Source organism: Faecalibacterium sp. AF10-46 (genome assembly GCF_003604105.1).
Taxonomy (GTDB): Bacteria; Bacillota; Clostridia; order Oscillospirales; family Ruminococcaceae; genus Faecalibacterium; species Faecalibacterium taiwanense.
In genome coordinates this window covers 64,057-80,282 of sequence record NZ_QVGY01000006.1, presented here as the reverse complement: position 1 = coordinate 80,282, position 16,226 = coordinate 64,057, and the positions used below count along the sequence as shown (strand labels likewise).

Genomic DNA, 16,226 nt, shown 5'->3' with positions numbered 1-16,226 from the left:
GATCCGAGGATAGGACCCTGTTGCCATAAGGCAACAGGGCGGGAGCTGGAAGCCCCGAATTTCGCGAAGAAAGCGCCCTGATGGCCTGCTCAGTTCTACATTATGCATTATAATACCACATCTTTTTCCAAACGCCAATGACCCGTGCATCATGATGCATAAGAGCTTATCATGCCTGCCATTACTTTTCTTCATGTTTTTCTTTCTTGACATGAAATCAATAAAACGATAAACTGAGCTGTATAAATCTCTGTCATCTTTGATGCAAGAAAGAAATGAGGTGTCTGTCCTATGCAGAAGCTTTCCGGCAAAAATCTGCTTCTGGTCGGCTTTACACTGTTTTCCATGTTTTTTGGTGCAGGCAATCTGATCTTCCCGCCGCATCTGGGCGCACAGGCCGGTACCAGCCTCTGGCCTGCCTTTGCGGGCCTTGCCGTCAGCGCCGTCGGCCTGCCCATTGCGGGCGTGGTGGCTGTGGCACGGGCAGGCGGTCTGGATAAGCTTGCCGGCCGGGTGCATCCGGTGTTCGCCATGGTGTTCACCATTCTGGTGTATCTTTCCATCGGGCCCTGCCTTGCCATCCCCCGCACCGCCAGTACCTCCTTCCAGATGCTGGTGCCGCTGATAGGCGGCGGTACCGGGCTGCAGCTGGCCTACTCGGTGCTGTTTTTTGCAGCGGCCTTTCTGGTGGCGCTGCGGCCGGAAAAGCTTACCGACTGGCTGGGCCGCATCCTCTGCCCCTGCCTGATCGTGCTCATCGTGGTGCTGTTTGCCGGGTGTCTCATCCATCCGCTGGCGGCACACTACGGCACACCCAGCGCAGAGTACGCAGCCCTGCCCGCTGTGCAGGGCATCCTGTACGGCTACCAGACCATGGACACGCTGGCCGGGCTGAATTTTGGCGCGGTCATCGCCCTGAACATCCGCGCCCGGGGTGTCACAGAAAGCCGTGCCGTGGAGGGCGGCACCATCCGGGCCGGTTTTATTGCAGGCGGACTGATGCTGGTGGTGTACGCCATGCTGGGCCACGCCGGGGCCGAGACCGGCACGGTGTATCCGGGCCTTGCCACCGGTGCCGAGGTGCTTACCGCTCTGGCGCAAACGCTGTTCGGCCGGGCGGGCCTTGTACTGGTCGCAGCCATTTTTGTGATCGCATGCTTCAACACCTGCGTGGGCCTGATCGCCTGCGTGGGTCAGTATTTTCATCAGCTGCTGCCCCGCATCCCCTACCCTGCCATCGCAGCTTTTTTTGCTGTGGCCAGTATGCTGGTATCGAACCTCGGCCTTGCTGCCATCATCCGGCTGTCCACTCCGGTGCTGAACGCCATTTATCCCGCAGCCATCGTGCTGATCCTGCTTTCCTTTATGCCGGGCCTTGAAAAGCACCGGGCGGTGTATCCGCTGTGCATGGGCCTGACCGCCCTGCAGAGCATCGCCGCTGCGCTGCCGCTGGGGGCAGTATCTGCCGCCGCCAACGCTCTGCCGCTGGGCAGCATGGGCTTTGGCTGGGTGCTGCCTGCAGCGGTGGGACTGGCAGCCGGACTGCTTTTAAACAAATCTGATCTGCAATAAAATAACCTGAAAGGCCCGGTTCCCATGTTACAGGGAGCCGGGCCTTTGCTATTTACTGCAGTTTTTTGCGTTTTTCGTAGTCGTTCAGGGCGGCAAGCGCTTCCTTTGCCATGGGCACCAAGGCTATCATGTTGAAAATAGTCATCAGGCCGATGCCCACGTCGCCCAGATCCCACACCACCGTGTAGGCCTGCATACCGCCGATCACCAGCATGGCCAGCGCGATCAGCTTATACACGGTCTGGCTCCACCAGTTGTCGCCGCACAGATAGGCCACATTGCCGCGGGCATAGTACAAAACGCCCAGAAAGGTGGAAAAGCTGAACAGCGCCAGCGTGGCCGCAATGAACACGACGCCAAAGCCGCCCAGATGGTACTGCAGGGCAGTCTGCAAAAGGTCCATGCCCGCAAGTCCTTCCGTGATCTCCTGCGGCACCAGCAGCATCAAAAAAGCCGTGCAGCTGCAGATCACCACCGTATCGATCAGCACGCCAAGTGCCTGCACAAAGCCCATCTTGACCGGGTCGTCGCACTCTGCGGCGGCAGCTGCACAGGGTGCCGAACCGCTGCCCGCTTCGTTGGAGAACAGGCCGCGCTTGACACCGTTCATCAGCACAGCACCAAAGCCGCCAGCCACGGCCTGCTGCAGACCGAACGCTTCCGCAAAGATGCGCCCGAACACCGCCGGGAGCTTGGGCAGGTTGAACAGCACGACGCCCACGGTGATGACAAAATAGCACACCGCCATGATGGGCACCATCACGTCCAGACTTTTCACGGTGGCATTCTTGCGCAGCACGATCACCGCCGCAATGGCCGTGAGCACCAGTGTGGTAGTAAGCGGCGGAATATGGAACGCATTTTCAAACGCAGAACTGACCGAGTTGGAGATCACCTGACTGATGCCGCACCAGCAGATGAGGCCAGACACCGCAAACAGCGCCGCTGCCACAGAGCGTTTGAGCTTTTTGCCGCGCCTGCGCTCCGCCAGCACATGCAGATAGTAGGCCGGGCCGCCGCGCCAGCCGCCGTACAGCGGGTCGGGCTGGCGGTATTTCTGGGCAAGGGTGGATTCGATAAAGGAGGTGGACGCACCCAAAATGGCAGTGACCCACATCCAGAACACCGCACCGGCACCGCCTGCAGAAACAGCGGCCACCACGCCCACCAGATTGCCCATGCCCACGCGGGTGGCGGTGGAAATGACCAGCGTCTGGAAGGAGGAAAGGCCGTCCCTGCCCTGCTTTTTCTCGCACACGGCGGCGATCATATCCCGGAACAGCCGCACCGGCAAAAGACGGGTGCGGCAGGTGAACCAGATACCCGCCGTGAACAGCAGCACCACCATGAAGGAAATGCCGATGCCGCCGCCCAGCGGGATGGTGAACAAGTCGCCCCACAAAAGGCGATAGACGGATTCGATAAGATTTACCAGCAAGGCAGATTCCTCCTGTACTTTGGGTGAATGAAGTTGTTGACTTTATTATAGTACAGTACAGAAGAATTGTAAATTCTAAAAAATTGATAGAAATAATCGATAATAAAAAAGCCGCCCGGCGGTCATACCGGGCGGCGGAGGAAGATGCACGCTGCTGCGCGCAAAACAGAAGATTTTTACAGAATGTCGATGTACTCACCGGCCAGCGCCTTGTTCATGCTGCGCACGGCACAGAACTTGCCGCACATGCTGCAGGTGTCGCTGTGGTCGTCCTCCGGCAGACGGGCATCTCGGATGGCCTTTGCGGTCTCCGGGTCCAGTGCGCAGGCGAACTGTGCATCCCAGTCCAGCACACGGCGGGCATCGCCCATCTTATCGTCGATGTCCCGGGCGTGGGGGATGCCCTTGGCGATATCGGCGGCGTGGGCAGCGATCTTGGAGGCCACGATGCCCTGCTTCACATCGTCCACATTGGGCAGAGCCAGATGCTCGGCGGGGGTCACATAGCACAGGAAAGCTGCACCGCTGGCTGCAGCCACAGCGCCGCCGATGGCAGCGGTGATGTGGTCGTAACCGGGGGCGATATCGGTGACGAGGGGTCCCAGCACATAGAAGGGTGCGCCCATGCAGATGCTCTTCTGCACCTCCATGTTGGCAGCCACCTGATTCAGGGGCACATGACCGGGGCCTTCCACCATCACCTGCACGTTGTGTGCCCATGCGCGCTTGGTCAGCTCACCCAGACGCACCAGCTCCTCGATCTGGCACACATCGGTGGCGTCGGCCAGACAGCCGGGACGGCAGGCGTCGCCCAGCGAGATGGTCACATCATGCTCGGCGCAGATCTCGCAGATCTCGTCAAAGTGCTCGTAGAAGGGGTTCTCGTTGCCGGTCATGCTCATCCATGCAAACACCAGAGAGCCACCGCGGCTGACAATGTTCATCTTGCGCTTGTGCTTGCGGATCTGCTCGATGGTCTTGCGGGTGATGCCGCAGTGCAGGGTAACAAAGTCCACACCGTCCTCTGCATGCAGGCGCACCACATCGATGAAGTCCTGTGCGGTCAGCTCAGCCAGATCGCGCTGGTAGTGGATGACCGAATCGTACACCGGCACAGTGCCGATCATCACCGGGCACTCGTGGGTCAGCTTCTGGCGGAAGGGCTGGGTGTTGCCGTGGCTGGAAAGATCCATAATGGCTTCCGCACCCATGTTGACGGCGCTCATCACCTTCTGCATCTCCACGTTGTAGTCCTTGCAGTCGCGGGAGACACCAAGGTTCACGTTGATCTTGGTGCGCAGCATGGAGCCGACACCCTCGGGGTTTAAACACTCGTGGTGCTTGTTGGCCGGAATGGCTACCTTGCCTTCGGCCACCCACTGGCGGATCTCCTCGGTGGTGCGATACTCTTTTTTAGCCACGATCTCCATCTGCGGCGTGATGATGCCCTTGCGGGCAGCATCCATCTGAGTGGTATAAGTCTGCATACGCTCTGTTCCTCCAAATGACAGTTTATCTCTGAACAGCAGGGTGCTGGTCATACAAGGGTAGGGAAAGGCAGCCGTCATTCAGAAAAAACAGAACGTTCTGGATGCCGGCACCTGCGCAAAATACGCTTTTCATGTTGATTTTCTCCATGAATTTTATAACGCGGCCCAAGGTGGTGTCCCCGGTTTGCCGCGGGATCGGTCAGATGATCTGCTCCGACAGGGCTTTCAACTCTTTGCACTCGGTCTCGATGTCGTCTGCTGCAAAGATGGCGCTCACAAGGGCCACGCCATCCACACCGGTGCCCTTGAGCTGCAGGATGTTCTCCTTGTGGATGCCGCCAATGGCCACCACCGGGATGTCCACGGCATCACAGATGGCCTTCAGGGTCTCGTGGGGCAGAACATCCACATCGGTCTTGGTGTGGGTGGCAAAGGCCGCGCCCACGCCAAGGCAGTCTGCGCCGTGCTTGACGGCTTCCCGTGCTTCCTCCACACTGTGGACGGAAACGCCGATCATCATTCCCTCGCCCACACGGGCGCGCACCTGCGCTGCGGCCATATCCTCCTGCCCCACGTGCACGCCCTCGGCGTGGCAGCGGATGGCAATGTCCACGTTGTCGTTCACAAAGAACGGCACGCCGTAGCGCTGGCACAGAGCATGGATCTCCACAGCCTCTTTCAGAAAGGCTTCGTCGTCCAGCTCTTTTTCACGCAGCTGCACACAGGTGACACCGCCCTTCAGGGCGCTCTCCACCTGTTCATAGAGGGTCTGTTTGCCCACCCATGCGCGGTCGGTGACGGCATACAGAAGCATGTTCTGCTTATCGCACTTCATAGTTTGCTCCTTCTTCCAGCTGATCCGGGGTCATATTGTAAATGGCATCGATGATATAATTGCGGTAGGTGGAGTTGCCGTCCAGCGGGGTCAGGCGCTTGTGGGCGGTCTCGCCCGCAAGGCCCATGGCGCACACTGCGGCTGCAGCGGCTTCCAGCGGATGGCCGGGGTTGGCGGTGACGAACGCCGCCGTCAGGGCCGAAAGCTGGCAGCCCGTACCGGTGATGCTGCTCATCATGGCATTGCCGTTGCGGATGCAGTAGGCGGTGTGGGCATCGGCCACGATGTCGATGGCACCGGTAATGGCAATAACGGCACCCGTCTGGGCTGCAAAGGCCTTGGCAAAGGCCACGGCAGAATCCAGATTGGCCTCAGTAACTTTATCGGCCACATCGGCATCCACGCCCTTGGTGGTTCCCGCGCCGGAGGCCAGCGTTTTGATCTCCGAGATGTTGCCGCGGATCACGGTGAACTTTACGTCCCTGAGCAGGCGGAAAGCCGTGTCGGTGCGCAGACGGGATGCACCCGCACCCACCGGGTCCAGCACCACAGGATGGCCCAGCTGGTTTGCCTTTTTGCCCGCCAGCAGCATGCTGGTGATGGTGCGGCTGTTCAGGGTGCCGATGTTGATGTTCAGACCGCCGCAGATGGTGGTGATGTCCTCCACCTCGGCGGCATCGTCGGCCATGATGGGCGAAGCACCGCAGGCCAGCACCATGTTGGCGCAGTCGTTCACGGTGACGTAGTTGGTAATGTTATGGATGAGCGGGCAGGTGCGGCGGACATTTTCAAACTCTGTTTTAAACATTTGCACGCACCTTCGTTAAGAAAGGCTCTGCTGCATGGAGCGCAGTGCGCCGGAGCGCTGCAGGCTGTACACCAGCACGCCCGCAATGATGGAACCCACTGCAGTGGAGATGAGGAACGGCACGATGTAGGCATAGAACGCGATATCGCCAGCGCTCTTGCCCATGAGGAAGATGGCCACCGGGTAAGCGCACAGGCCGCCCAGAATGCTGGTGCCGAACACCTCGCCCACCATGGTGGCAAGGATGTTTTTGGTCTTATGGTACACAAGGCCGCACAGCAGTGCGCCGAACATGCTGCCGGGGAAGGCCATCAGGCTGCCCAGACCCAGCAGATTGCGCAGCAGCGAGGCCACAAAGGCCACGCCCACGCCCCACCACGGGCCAAGCAGCACCGCGCAGGTCACATTGACCATGTGCTGGATGGGTGCACATTTGCTGCCGAACATGGGGAAGCTGAATACGCTGCCCACCACGCACAGAGCACACAGCATGCCGGCCAGCGCCAGCTTTTTCACAGAGAGTTTTTTCATAAGGCAAGGCTCCTTTCCAAACCTGCGGAAGCAGCAAAAACCATACAGCGCCTCCGCAAACAGCCCGCACCCGGTGCCAGACCCGGCGCAGGAACTATAAGAAGCGGTCGAGACTTTCTGGTCTCCTCTCACGCCGGAACACGGCTTCCCATCGCTGACGGTCACAAAGCTCAGGGCGCTCCCCCTCAGCCCGCTGCGGCACTTCCGCAGAAAAGTACAAGGCATCCTCCTTAATGGTAATAGGTGCACAACAAAAAACAGGAGACACCTTCCGCGGTGCCTCCTGCAAAAAATCATCCATTCTGACTTCCTACGGCGGCATTATCCGCATCAGGTAAAAGGGTCGAAGTTTGGGTACTTCCTCTCAGCCTGCTTCACAAGCTCCCCTGTATTTGATTGTGATTGTATTCTACACCCTTTGCGCACAAATTGCAAGAGGGGGCAAAGGCGCGCACAGCGGTGCAAAACGTTTTTCACGCAGTTTTTGGGGCGTTTCACGCAGGTTTTATTGAAAAAGAAGGTGAAATATGGTATTTTCAAGGTGGACGCATACCCCCCCCCGTAAGCAAAAAGGAGGAATTCCGTATGAAGCAGACGACCCTGACCCAAAGGCTGCTCTCAGCCCTCGTGGCGCTGTGCATGGTGCTGAGCGTGTGCGCACCGGCACTGGCGGCAGAACCGGAAATAGGAAGCGCGGCGATGATCACGCTTACAAAAGGCGGGACAACAACGGACCTTAAGATGCCTGAGGGCAACGTGAGCCTGAGCGCAGCGTATCGGGAGACATATCACCTGTATGAAGATAAGAGTAAAGCCGAGTTCTTTGTGGACGGTAAGCAGGTCTATCAGGCACCGGCAGGCGTCCGCGTTACCGTAAAGCTTGTGGATGGTTTCATCAACGACCACCACGAATTTGATCAGTGGCAGAGCTACACGACTCTTGTAGACCCGGAGGAAGGCTGGGAGCACAAGCCGAGCTTCAGCTTCACCATGCCGTCCGACATAGTGCTCCTGGTGGCACACAGGACGACCCTGTACGATGTCAACGTCACACACGGCACCATCGTGGACGGAACCGGCGACACCGGCACATCCAAAAAGATCGTGAAGCCGGGCCAGCCGGTCACCGTCCGGGCCGAGAGCACGGAGGAGAACCCCTTCCTGCAGTGGACGTATACCGGCAAAGCACCCGTAGAGCCGGATGACGGCTGGCAGACCAGCCCGGAGTTCACCTTTAAAATGCCTTACGGCAATGTGACGCTGGAAGCACAGCGGGACCAGCTGTACAAGGTATCCATCAACGACAGGCTGGGCAGTGTGACCATCAACGGCGAACCACTCAGCAGCCTTTGGATCAAGGAAGGCGAAACGGTGACAGTGGCTACCACCCTGAAAGACGGCTACTGGATGGAGTTTGAGAAGTGGAACTCCACCGGCACTGCACCCGAAGAGCCGGAGGGCGGCTGGACAGAGACAAACAAAAGCACCAGCACAACCTTTACCTTTAAAATGCCCAATGGCCCGGTGGAACTGGTCGCTCAGTGGTCGGCCAGCTCGCTTGACCCGTATCAGCCCATCGACCCGGACGAACCTCTTGATGAAGACTTCGGCGTGGAACCTGATACCACAGGCGGTACCATTGCCGCCGTGGCCGTTGGCGGTGCAGCCATCTGGGGCGGCTACGAGATCGCCACCCGCGTGATCCTGCACAGCCTCCTGCCCGAGGGCGCAGCCATCCCCGCAAACCGCGGCCAGCTGGCTCTGCTGGTGTGGAACACCGCAGGCAGGCCCGAACCCGCAGGCGCACCCGCCTTTGCGGATGTGACCGACCCTGATATGGCCAAGGCCGCACAGTGGTGCACCGAGCAAGGCACCATGGCTGCCAAGGGCGACCGCTTTGAGCCCGAAGGCTGGACCCCGAAGTTCAAGGTGATCGAAGTGTGGAACAAGACGTTCCCCGCAGCCTGATGCCGGCAGTGTGGATGCCGTGCTCGGTTCGGACCTTTTCCGTGAAAATGGGGCTGTTGCAAAATATCTCTCTGAAAAAATCATGAACAAAACCCGGAACCTTTTCTCGGCCAAAACGGCTCAAAAAGGGTTCCGGGTTTTTGATATTATGCTGTTTCCGCCTTATCCTTTCCACCCTCTTGCTGCGGGATCCAGCATTTCGGCGGCAGAGTAAATGAGGGCGTTGCAGATGGCTGCAGCCACATTGCTGCCGCCCTTGCGGCCCATGGCGGCGATGGCAGGCACGCCGTATCGCTCGCAGGCGGCAAACAGTACTTCCTTGCTTTCCACCACATTCACAAACCCCACCGGCACGCCAATGACCAGTGCAGGCCGCAGACCGGCTTCCATTTCCTCCGCAATGGTCAAAAGGGCCGTGGGCGCATTGCCAATGGCCAGAATGGCCCCCGGGTGCTCCCGGGCAGCGCGGTGCATGGCGGCAACGGCACGGGTGGTGCCCGCCTGCTTTGCGGCTTCGGCCACAGCGGGGTCTGCCATGTAGCAGATGGCTTCACCGTTCAGTTTTTTCAGGCCCGGCTTTGTGATGCCCGCCAGCGCCATATTGGTGTCGGTAACGATGAAAGCACCCGCGTGCAGGGCCTTGACTGCGGCTTCCACCGCGCCGGGTGTAAAGCGCAGATTTTTGGCATAGTCGAAATCCGCGGTGGTGTGGATGACCCGCTTGACCACCGCAGCCGTCTCCGGCGGCGGGGTCAGGCCCAGCTCGTCCAGTTCCCTTGTGATAATGGAGATGCTCGTCCGTTCAATGTCGGCGGGCAGATGATGCTGCGGTGTCATGTGTTGTCTCCTTTTTGCATTCCCATGGCGGCATAGATGGCGGGCATATCCAGTGCCGCACGCACACCATCGGCAAGCAGATCAAACTGCTGCTGACGGTACTGCTCCATGGGGATAAGCTCGGCCCCGGCCGGATCGATGCCCTTCCGTTTGCACAAAAATGCGGTCAGTTTTTCGGTCAGTTCGCCGGTGTCGAACAGGCCGTGCAGGTAGGTACCGAATACACCGTCCTGCACACAGCCCTCCGGCGTGCCGTCTGCAAGGATGCAGAACGCACTGCCCCGCACCTCGGTGCGGCCTGCGTGGATCTCGTAGCCCGTGAGAGCTGCCCCGGCAAAAGGAACTGCGGCAGCGCGGGCTGCGGTCTGGGTCAGGTGCTTTTCGGTGCCGAACACCGTCGTGGTGGGCAGCAGGCCAAGGCCCCGCAGGGTGCAGGGGGTGCCGCTCTCCTCCCCTGCCGGGTCGCAGAGCTGTTCGCCCAGCATCTGATAGCCGCCGCACACGCCCAGCACCGGCGTACCGGCTGCCGAAAGCCTGAGCACCGCCGCTTCCAGTCCGCTTTCCCGCAGCCAGCGCAGGTCGTCCATGGTGTTCTTGGTGCCGGGCAGGATGACGAGATCCGGTGCACCCAGCTGGCGGGTGCGCTGCACATACCGCACACCCAGCAGCGGGTGCTGCTCCAGCGGGATAAAGTCGGTGAAGTTGGACACATGCGGCAGGCGCAGGATGGCGATATCCAGCGGCTTGACCGCAGCTTTTGTATCCAGCCGGTCGGAGAGGGAGTCCTCGTCCTCGATCTCCACCCGCAGGTACGGCACTACGCCCAGTACGGGCAGCTGCGTTTTTTCTTCCAGCATGGCAAGGCCGGGCCGCAGGATCTCCACATCGCCCCGGAACTTGTTGATGATGAGGCCCCTGATGCGGGCACGCTCGTCGGCTTCCAGCAGCTCCACAGTGCCGTACAGCTGGGCGAATACGCCGCCCCGGTCGATATCGCCCGCCAGCAGCACCGGCGCATCCACCAGCTTTGCAAGGCCCATGTTCACGATATCGTCGGCTTTCAGGTTGATCTCCGCCGGGCTGCCCGCGCCTTCGATCACGATAATGTCGTTCTCAGCGGCAAGGCTGTTGTAGGCTTCCAGAATGTCCGGGATAAGGCTGCGCTTCATTTTAAAGTAGGCGGCGGCAGGCATCTGGCCCCGGGCCTTGCCGTTCACGATCACCTGACTGCCCACATCGCTGCTGGGCTTGAGCAGGATGGGGTTCATGCGCACATCCGGCTCCACGCCTGCAGCCTGTGCCTGCACCACCTGAGCACGGCCCATCTCTGCACCGTTGCGGGTGACGAAGCTGTTCAGGGCCATGTTCTGGCTTTTGAAAGGGGCCACGCGGTAGCCATCCTGCGCAAAGATGCGGCACAGCGCCGCGCACAGCAGGCTTTTGCCCGCACCGCTCATGGTGCCCTGCACCATAATGCATTTTGCTTTGCTCATTGCGCCACCTCCGGCAGGGTTTCGGCCAGCAGTGCAAGCAGCTGCCGGTTCTCGTTTTCTGTGCGCACGGCGGTGCGGTACCAGCTGGCATCAAGGCCCGGATAATTGCCGCAGCTGCGCAGTACCGCACCCTTGCGGCGCAGCGCTTCGCCCAGCGCTTCCGGCGCGCGGAACAGCAGATAGTTAGCCCGGCCCTCGATCACCCGCAGGCCCAGCGCCCGCAGGCCGTCTGCCAGCACAGGCCGCTGTGCTTCGATCAATGCACGCACCTTCGCCACATATTCCGTCTCATCCAGCGCAGCAATGCCCGCCGCCTGTGCCAGACTGGAAACCGCCCACGGCTGGCCCGCTGCCCGCATCCGGGCAAGCAGCTCTGTATCAGAGCACAGGCAATAGCCCAGACGCACGCCTGCCATGCCGTAAAGCTTGGTGAAGGCTTTTAAAATAATCAGTTTTTTGCTGTTTTTCAGCAGATGCTTTGCCGAAAGGCCTTCGCCCTCCGGCAGAAAATCCAGAAAGCATTCGTCCACGGCCAGCACCGCACCCACGGCTTCGCATCTGTGCAGCAGCGCTTCCACAAGGGCAGGCTCTGCCAGCTGGCCGGTGGGGTTGTTGGGCTGACAGAGGAACACCATATTTGTACCCGGGTGCACCGCGTTCAGGAGATCCTTCGTCACCGCAAAATCGTTTTCTTCCCGCAAAAAATGCCGTTCCACCCTGCAGTCCACAGTTCCCAGTGCCGTGGCGTACTCGGCGAAGGTGGGTGCCGTCACAAGGGCGGTGCGGGGCTTTTCGGCCAGCGCCAGCCGGAAGATGAGGTCTGCCGCGCCGTTGCCGCACAGCAGCCATTCGGCGGGCACTCCCTCAGCCACCGCCAGTTTTTCACGCAGGGCCCGGCACAGCGGGTCGGGGTAGCGGTCGGCCGTGGCAAGCGCTGCCGTAATGGCCTTTGCCACGCCCCCGGGCAGACCCAGCGGGCTGACATTGGCCGAAAAATCCAGCGGGTCGCGGCCAAACTCGGCGCGGTAGCCCGCCCAGTCGCCGCCATGGGGCAATTGTTTCATGCAAGGAACCCCCGTATTGCTGCACCCCATGCCAGCGCAAAGCCGCTTGCCACATACATCATGCGGTTGGCGCGCAGGATGTCCTGCGGCTCAATGGGGCGCAGGGCATCACCGATGGTGGGCTTGGGGTAATATTCGCCAAAATAGTAAGCCGGGCCGGCCAGCTGCACGCCCAGTGCACCGGCGCAGGCGCTTTCGGTCTGGGCGCTGTTGGGGCTGGCGTGGTTGCACCGGTCCCGCCGCCAGATGTGCCATGCGCCCTTGGCATCGTTGCCGGTAAAGGCCGCAGCGGCCACCCACAAAAGGGCGGCAAGGCGGCTGGGGATGTAGTTGGCAAGGTCGTCCAGCTTCGCGGCTGCGCGGCCAAAGTAAAGATACTTCTCGTTTTTGTAGCCCAGCATGCTGTCCATGGTATTGATAGCCTTGTAGGTCAGCGCCAGCGGTGCCCCGCCGATGAGCATATACAGCAGCGGCGCAATGACGCCGTCGCTGGCATTTTCGGCCACCGTTTCCACCGCAGCTTTGGTCACACCCTCTGCGGTCAGGTTCTGGGTGTCGCGGCCCACGATGCGGCTCACGGCTTTGCGAGCAGCGGGCAGGTCGTTCCGGACCAGCTCGATATACACATTTGTGCTCTCCTGCGCAAGGCCCCTTGCCGCCAGCGCCTGCCCGCACCAGAACATCTGTACGGCAAGGCCCAGCCATGGGCTGAGCTTTGCCGCCGCCAGACACACAAGGCTCGTGACCAGAAAGGTGCCCACCGGCAGGCAGAACGCCGTCACGGCACCGCCCAGCAGCTCGCCCTGCGGGGTGCCGGGCAGGCGGACACGCAGGAACTTTTCCAGCCGGGAGATGCATCTGCCCATGAGCACCACCGGGTGCGGCAGCCACGCCGGGTCTCCGAAGAGCGCGTCCAGCACAAAACCGCCCAGCACAGCCCACAGGACCATCACTCGGCCCCCTTTGTATACTGCACCGTCTTGATGAGATGCAAAACGTGCTTCGTCTGCCAGTCCTTTGCATCCAGCACAAAGCCGCCCGCGTTGGGCCCGCACCACGCATAATAGTCCCTGTGGGGGACGGCAAACCGTTCCATGGCGGCCATCTGGGTTCCGCCGTGGGCCAGAATGACCAGCCGCTCTTCGCCTGCGGCAAGAGCTTTATCGATCAGCTCTGCCACGGTGCGGCAGATGCGGTCTGAGAAATCCGTCTTGCGCTCTCCATCCGGGCAGGGGCTTTCGCAGTTGGCCTTCACCCATGCCTGATACTCGGGGTCCTTTTCCATCTCGATGAAATTGCGGCCCTCAAAGCTGCCAAAGCACATCTCTTTCAGGCCGTCCACCGGCACAAGCTTTGCCTCCGGGAACAGGATGCGCGCCGTCTGGCTGGTGCGCTGCAGGGTGGAAACATAGACCACATCGGGGTCAAAATCTGCCCGGCGCAGCTGGGCAGCGCCTTCGGGTGAGAGCGGGATATCGCGCTGGCCCTGATAACGCTTCTGGGCGTTGTATTCCGTCTGGCCATGACGCAAAAGATAGATCAGCATTGAGACAATTCTCCTTTCAAAACCGTTGGGATGCCGCAGAACATCTGCACAACGCATTCGGCCCGTGCGGCCAGCAGGCAGGCAAGTCTGCCCGCCGCCTCGCGGTCTGCGCGCTGTTTGGCATCCATCGGCACAACACCGCCGCCTACCTCGGTGGCGATGAGGATATCGTATTCATGGGCAAGCTTGTCTGCCAAGGCAGGCAGATCGGCGGCATCGGCAGCCAATACCTGCACGTCCGAAAGACGCTTGCCGGGAAGTGTTTGCGCAAAGGTGCGCTTGCCGCTGTAGAGCGGCCCGGTAATAAAGATCATAGCAGCCCTCCCCACTGGCAGGCACACAGCGCCGCCAGCATCCAGAGCTCGGCCTTTTGCAAAAACCACCCGGCAAGGTCGCCGGTGATGCCGCCGAACTGCTTCCGGCTCACGGCATGGTAGCGCCAGAGCACCGCCAGCGCTGCCAGCACCAGCGCCCAGCCGCCCAGCGCCGCCATACCCGCGCACAGCACTGCGGCCAGCACCGCCAGCACTCGGCGCACCACAGTTTTGTCTGCTGCAGTGGCAAAGGTGTGTGCAAGACCGGTGTTTTTTGCCATGGGGAACGATGCCACCGCAAGGCCCGAAAGCGCCCGTTCCAGCACCAGTGCCAGAACCCACAGCACACCCACGCGGGGTGTAAAACTCACACAGGTGCACAGGGCAAAATAGGCCAGAAAATAGCTGCACAGCCGGATGACCGCAAAGGCACCGCAGTGGGGGTCTTTTAATATTTCCAGCTTCTTTTCTCGGTCGCCGTAGCTGGAAAGGGCATCGCAGGTGTCGGCATAGCCGTCCAGATGGATGCCGCCGGTGATCCATACCGGGATCAGCGCAAAGCCCGCCGCCTTTGCAAGGCCCGGCAGAGGCAGCGTGCCACACACACACCACGCCGCACCAATAACGACACCAATGAGCGGGAAGGCGCACATGGCATAACGCATATTCTTTTCGTTCCATTCGAACTGCGGCACCGGGATGGCCGAAAACATGGCAAAGGCCACCGCGATGGTCTGCAAAACGATCATTTTTCCACTCCTTTATAGTACACGGGGATGCCGCATACCACCCGCACCACCGCATCTGCCCGGGCGGCAAAGGCATTGTTCACCTGCGCCAGTGCCAGCAGATAGCGGTCTGTGTCACCGGCATAGTCGGCCCCGCCGCTGAACACCTCGTTGGAGACCACGAGCAGGTTTTCGCACTGGGCGGCAAGGCTTTCCAGCCCGTGCAGGATGGCTTTGGCCGCGTTTTCCCCTGCTCCCGCCGGGTCGTACAGCTCGTTGGCGGCAAGGTTGCCAAGGTCTTCCAGCAAGGCGGTGCCCCGCGCAGGCAGGCGCACATTGCCCAGATGCAAGGGACACTCCACCGTTTCAAACTGCTTTGCGGCCCGCATTTTGCGGTGCTTTTCCACCCGGGCGGCACACTCGGCATCCCACACCTGCATGGTGGCAAGATAGTAGCGGGGGCCGGTGGTCCTGAGCACAAGGCTCTCGGCGTATTCACTTTTGCCGCTGGCCGCGCCGCCCAGAACCAGCGTCAACATTGGGGCGTATACGGCGCAATGCCGCCCTCCGCAAAGGAGTAGCACCCGCCGTATACGGCCAGCGCCATATCCCACAGCGGGATGCTGGCCACCGCGCCGGTGCCCTCGCCCAGATGCAGCCCCGCCGTAATGATGGGTGCCTTGCCCAGTGCTTCCAGCACGATGCGCGCGGCAGGCTCTGCCGAGCAGTGGCTTGCAAACACAGCCTTTGCCGCCGCCGGGCACAGCCGCACGGCGCACAGCGCGGCCACTCCGCTGATAAAGCCATCTGCCAGCACCGGCACACCGGCCAGTGCACCGCCCAGAAACACACCGCACAGGCCCGCGATATCAAAGCCGCCAAGCTTTGCAAGAACATCCAATGCGTCTTCCGGGTCCGGCTCATTGCAAAGGATGCCGCGGCAGATGGCATCCACCTTGCGGGCAAGCCCTTCGTCCGAGAGGCCCGCACCGCGCCCGGTCATAAGCTCCACGGGCTGGCCCAGCAGCACCGCCGCCACCGCGCTGGAGGTGGTGGTATTGCCAATGCCCATTTCACCGGTGGCGATGAGCCTGTAGCCATCCTCTGCCAGTTCCCGGGCAAGGGCAATGCCCTCCCCAACGGCCTGCACGGCCTCGGCCCGGCTCATGGCAGGGCCTTGGGTAAAATCCGCCGTGCCTGCGGCAATGCGGCAGCTGCGCACGCCGGGCACCGGTTCGCCTGCCATGCCCATATCCACGGGCAGAACATCGCAGTGGGCCGTGCGGGCCATCTGGCACACACTGGTGCGCCGCATGGCAAGGTTTTCGGCCACGGCACGGGTCACTTCCTGCCCGGTCTGGCTCACGCCCTGCGCCACTACGCCGTTATCCGCGCAGAGCACCACCACCACCCGGCGGGAAAGATCAAGCTCCGCACTGCCGGTAAGGGCGGCGGCATCCTCCAGCATGGTCTCCAGCCGGCCCAACCCGCCCAGAGGCTTTGCAAGGCTGGCCCAGTGGGCGTGTGCCGCCGCACGGGCGGCTTCGTTGGCCGGGGTGATACCCGCCAAAAGTGCATTCAGTTCCGTTTCGGTCATTTTGG

General features: G+C 61.0%; 16 protein-coding genes and 1 riboswitch. Of the genes, 2 read left to right on the top strand and 14 right to left on the bottom strand.

Going from position 1 to position 16,226, the window contains the following annotated elements:
* Positions 1 to 291 precede the first annotated feature (291 nt).
* Positions 292 to 1,572 carry a branched-chain amino acid transport system II carrier protein gene (gene brnQ / locus DWV57_RS08165; protein WP_120020493.1) on the top strand — a complete coding sequence of 427 codons (1,281 nt, stop codon included), beginning with the start codon at positions 292 to 294 and terminating at the stop codon, positions 1,570 to 1,572.
* 52 nt (positions 1,573 to 1,624) lie between these two features.
* Here brnQ and DWV57_RS08160 read toward each other — a convergent pair whose 3' ends face one another.
* From DWV57_RS08160 to thiW, 5 genes are all read right to left on the bottom strand, one after another.
* Positions 1,625 to 3,010 carry an alanine/glycine:cation symporter family protein gene (locus DWV57_RS08160; RefSeq protein WP_120020492.1) on the bottom strand — a complete coding sequence of 462 codons (1,386 nt, stop codon included), beginning with the start codon at positions 3,008 to 3,010 and terminating at the stop codon, positions 1,625 to 1,627.
* A 176-nt stretch (positions 3,011 to 3,186) separates the two neighbouring features.
* Entirely contained in the window at positions 3,187 to 4,497 is a 1,311-nt protein-coding gene (gene thiC / locus DWV57_RS08155) for a phosphomethylpyrimidine synthase ThiC (RefSeq protein ID WP_044953845.1), read from the bottom strand.
* A 202-nt stretch (positions 4,498 to 4,699) separates the two neighbouring features.
* Entirely contained in the window at positions 4,700 to 5,335 is a 636-nt protein-coding gene (gene thiE / locus DWV57_RS08150) for a thiamine phosphate synthase (protein ID WP_097775043.1), read from the bottom strand.
* On the bottom strand, positions 5,322 to 6,143 hold the full coding sequence (gene thiM / locus DWV57_RS08145) for a hydroxyethylthiazole kinase (RefSeq protein ID WP_118528983.1): 822 nt from the start codon (positions 6,141 to 6,143) through the stop codon (positions 5,322 to 5,324). The genes thiE and thiM overlap by 14 nt, the downstream gene beginning before the upstream one ends.
* A 15-nt stretch (positions 6,144 to 6,158) precedes the next feature.
* Positions 6,159 to 6,674, bottom strand: coding sequence for an energy coupling factor transporter S component ThiW (gene thiW, locus DWV57_RS08140; protein WP_120020491.1), 516 nt, complete (start codon positions 6,672 to 6,674; stop codon positions 6,159 to 6,161).
* A 290-nt stretch (positions 6,675 to 6,964) separates the two neighbouring features.
* Positions 6,965 to 7,072, bottom strand: a riboswitch (TPP riboswitch).
* A gap of 187 nt (positions 7,073 to 7,259) precedes the next feature.
* Between thiW and DWV57_RS08135 the strand changes: the two genes are divergently transcribed.
* The gene (locus DWV57_RS08135) at positions 7,260 to 8,642 is read left to right on the top strand and encodes a hypothetical protein (RefSeq protein ID WP_120020490.1); all 1,383 of its coding nucleotides are present in this window, start codon (positions 7,260 to 7,262) and stop codon (positions 8,640 to 8,642) included.
* Between the two features lie 162 nt (positions 8,643 to 8,804).
* Here the strand turns inward: DWV57_RS08135 and DWV57_RS08130 are convergent, their stop codons facing one another.
* The 9 genes from DWV57_RS08130 to cobT are packed head-to-tail and all read right to left on the bottom strand — an operon-like array spanning position 8,805 to position 16,221.
* Positions 8,805 to 9,479, bottom strand: coding sequence for a precorrin-8X methylmutase (locus tag DWV57_RS08130; RefSeq protein WP_120020489.1), 675 nt, complete (start codon positions 9,477 to 9,479; stop codon positions 8,805 to 8,807).
* A complete protein-coding gene (locus DWV57_RS08125) occupies positions 9,476 to 10,972 on the bottom strand; it encodes a cobyric acid synthase (protein WP_120020488.1) in 1,497 nt (498 codons plus the stop codon). Before DWV57_RS08125 ends, DWV57_RS08130 begins: the two co-directional genes overlap by 4 nt.
* The gene (locus tag DWV57_RS08120; protein ID WP_120020487.1) at positions 10,969 to 12,036 is read right to left on the bottom strand and encodes an aminotransferase class I/II-fold pyridoxal phosphate-dependent enzyme; all 1,068 of its coding nucleotides are present in this window, start codon (positions 12,034 to 12,036) and stop codon (positions 10,969 to 10,971) included. The genes DWV57_RS08125 and DWV57_RS08120 overlap by 4 nt, the downstream gene beginning before the upstream one ends.
* Positions 12,033 to 12,986, bottom strand: coding sequence for an adenosylcobinamide-phosphate synthase CbiB (gene cbiB, locus DWV57_RS08115; RefSeq protein WP_120020486.1), 954 nt, complete (start codon positions 12,984 to 12,986; stop codon positions 12,033 to 12,035). Before cbiB ends, DWV57_RS08120 begins: the two co-directional genes overlap by 4 nt.
* Positions 12,986 to 13,582: a histidine phosphatase family protein gene (locus DWV57_RS08110; RefSeq protein ID WP_120020485.1), complete on the bottom strand. Its 597-nt coding sequence runs from the start codon at positions 13,580 to 13,582 to the stop codon at positions 12,986 to 12,988. Before DWV57_RS08110 ends, cbiB begins: the two co-directional genes overlap by 1 nt.
* Positions 13,576 to 13,896: a bifunctional adenosylcobinamide kinase/adenosylcobinamide-phosphate guanylyltransferase gene (locus tag DWV57_RS08105; RefSeq protein WP_097776349.1), complete on the bottom strand. Its 321-nt coding sequence runs from the start codon at positions 13,894 to 13,896 to the stop codon at positions 13,576 to 13,578. The genes DWV57_RS08110 and DWV57_RS08105 overlap by 7 nt, the downstream gene beginning before the upstream one ends.
* On the bottom strand, positions 13,893 to 14,645 hold the full coding sequence (locus DWV57_RS08100; RefSeq protein ID WP_120020484.1) for an adenosylcobinamide-GDP ribazoletransferase: 753 nt from the start codon (positions 14,643 to 14,645) through the stop codon (positions 13,893 to 13,895). The genes DWV57_RS08105 and DWV57_RS08100 overlap by 4 nt, the downstream gene beginning before the upstream one ends.
* The gene (locus tag DWV57_RS08095; RefSeq protein WP_118528967.1) at positions 14,642 to 15,163 is read right to left on the bottom strand and encodes a bifunctional adenosylcobinamide kinase/adenosylcobinamide-phosphate guanylyltransferase; all 522 of its coding nucleotides are present in this window, start codon (positions 15,161 to 15,163) and stop codon (positions 14,642 to 14,644) included. Before DWV57_RS08095 ends, DWV57_RS08100 begins: the two co-directional genes overlap by 4 nt.
* Positions 15,157 to 16,221, bottom strand: a complete 1,065-nt coding sequence (gene cobT / locus DWV57_RS08090) for a nicotinate-nucleotide--dimethylbenzimidazole phosphoribosyltransferase (RefSeq protein ID WP_165853679.1) — start codon at positions 16,219 to 16,221, stop codon at positions 15,157 to 15,159. Before cobT ends, DWV57_RS08095 begins: the two co-directional genes overlap by 7 nt.
* Positions 16,222 to 16,226: the final 5 nt, after the last annotated feature.

What these genes read in the sequence shown, in the direction of transcription:
- DWV57_RS08105 (WP_097776349.1), bottom strand. Translation starts at nt 13,896, where the DNA reads ATGATCTTTATTACCGGGCCGCTCTACAGCGGCAAGCGCACCTTTGCG.
- thiE (WP_097775043.1), bottom strand. Translation starts at nt 5,335, where the DNA reads ATGAAGTGCGATAAGCAGAACATGCTTCTGTATGCCGTCACCGACCGC.
- DWV57_RS08095 (WP_118528967.1), bottom strand. Translation starts at nt 15,163, where the DNA reads ATGTTGACGCTGGTTCTGGGCGGCGCGGCCAGCGGCAAAAGTGAATAC.
- DWV57_RS08110 (WP_120020485.1), bottom strand. Translation starts at nt 13,582, where the DNA reads ATGCTGATCTATCTTTTGCGTCATGGCCAGACGGAATACAACGCCCAG.
- cbiB (WP_120020486.1), bottom strand. Translation starts at nt 12,986, where the DNA reads ATGGTCCTGTGGGCTGTGCTGGGCGGTTTTGTGCTGGACGCGCTCTTC.
- thiW (WP_120020491.1), bottom strand. Translation starts at nt 6,674, where the DNA reads ATGAAAAAACTCTCTGTGAAAAAGCTGGCGCTGGCCGGCATGCTGTGT.
- DWV57_RS08120 (WP_120020487.1), bottom strand. Translation starts at nt 12,036, where the DNA reads ATGAAACAATTGCCCCATGGCGGCGACTGGGCGGGCTACCGCGCCGAG.
- cobT (WP_165853679.1), bottom strand. Translation starts at nt 16,221, where the DNA reads ATGACCGAAACGGAACTGAATGCACTTTTGGCGGGTATCACCCCGGCC.
- DWV57_RS08100 (WP_120020484.1), bottom strand. Translation starts at nt 14,645, where the DNA reads ATGATCGTTTTGCAGACCATCGCGGTGGCCTTTGCCATGTTTTCGGCC.
- thiM (WP_118528983.1), bottom strand. Translation starts at nt 6,143, where the DNA reads ATGTTTAAAACAGAGTTTGAAAATGTCCGCCGCACCTGCCCGCTCATC.
- DWV57_RS08125 (WP_120020488.1), bottom strand. Translation starts at nt 10,972, where the DNA reads ATGAGCAAAGCAAAATGCATTATGGTGCAGGGCACCATGAGCGGTGCG.
- DWV57_RS08135 (WP_120020490.1), top strand. Translation starts at nt 7,260, where the DNA reads ATGAAGCAGACGACCCTGACCCAAAGGCTGCTCTCAGCCCTCGTGGCG.
- DWV57_RS08130 (WP_120020489.1), bottom strand. Translation starts at nt 9,479, where the DNA reads ATGACACCGCAGCATCATCTGCCCGCCGACATTGAACGGACGAGCATC.
- thiC (WP_044953845.1), bottom strand. Translation starts at nt 4,497, where the DNA reads ATGCAGACTTATACCACTCAGATGGATGCTGCCCGCAAGGGCATCATC.
- brnQ (WP_120020493.1), top strand. Translation starts at nt 292, where the DNA reads ATGCAGAAGCTTTCCGGCAAAAATCTGCTTCTGGTCGGCTTTACACTG.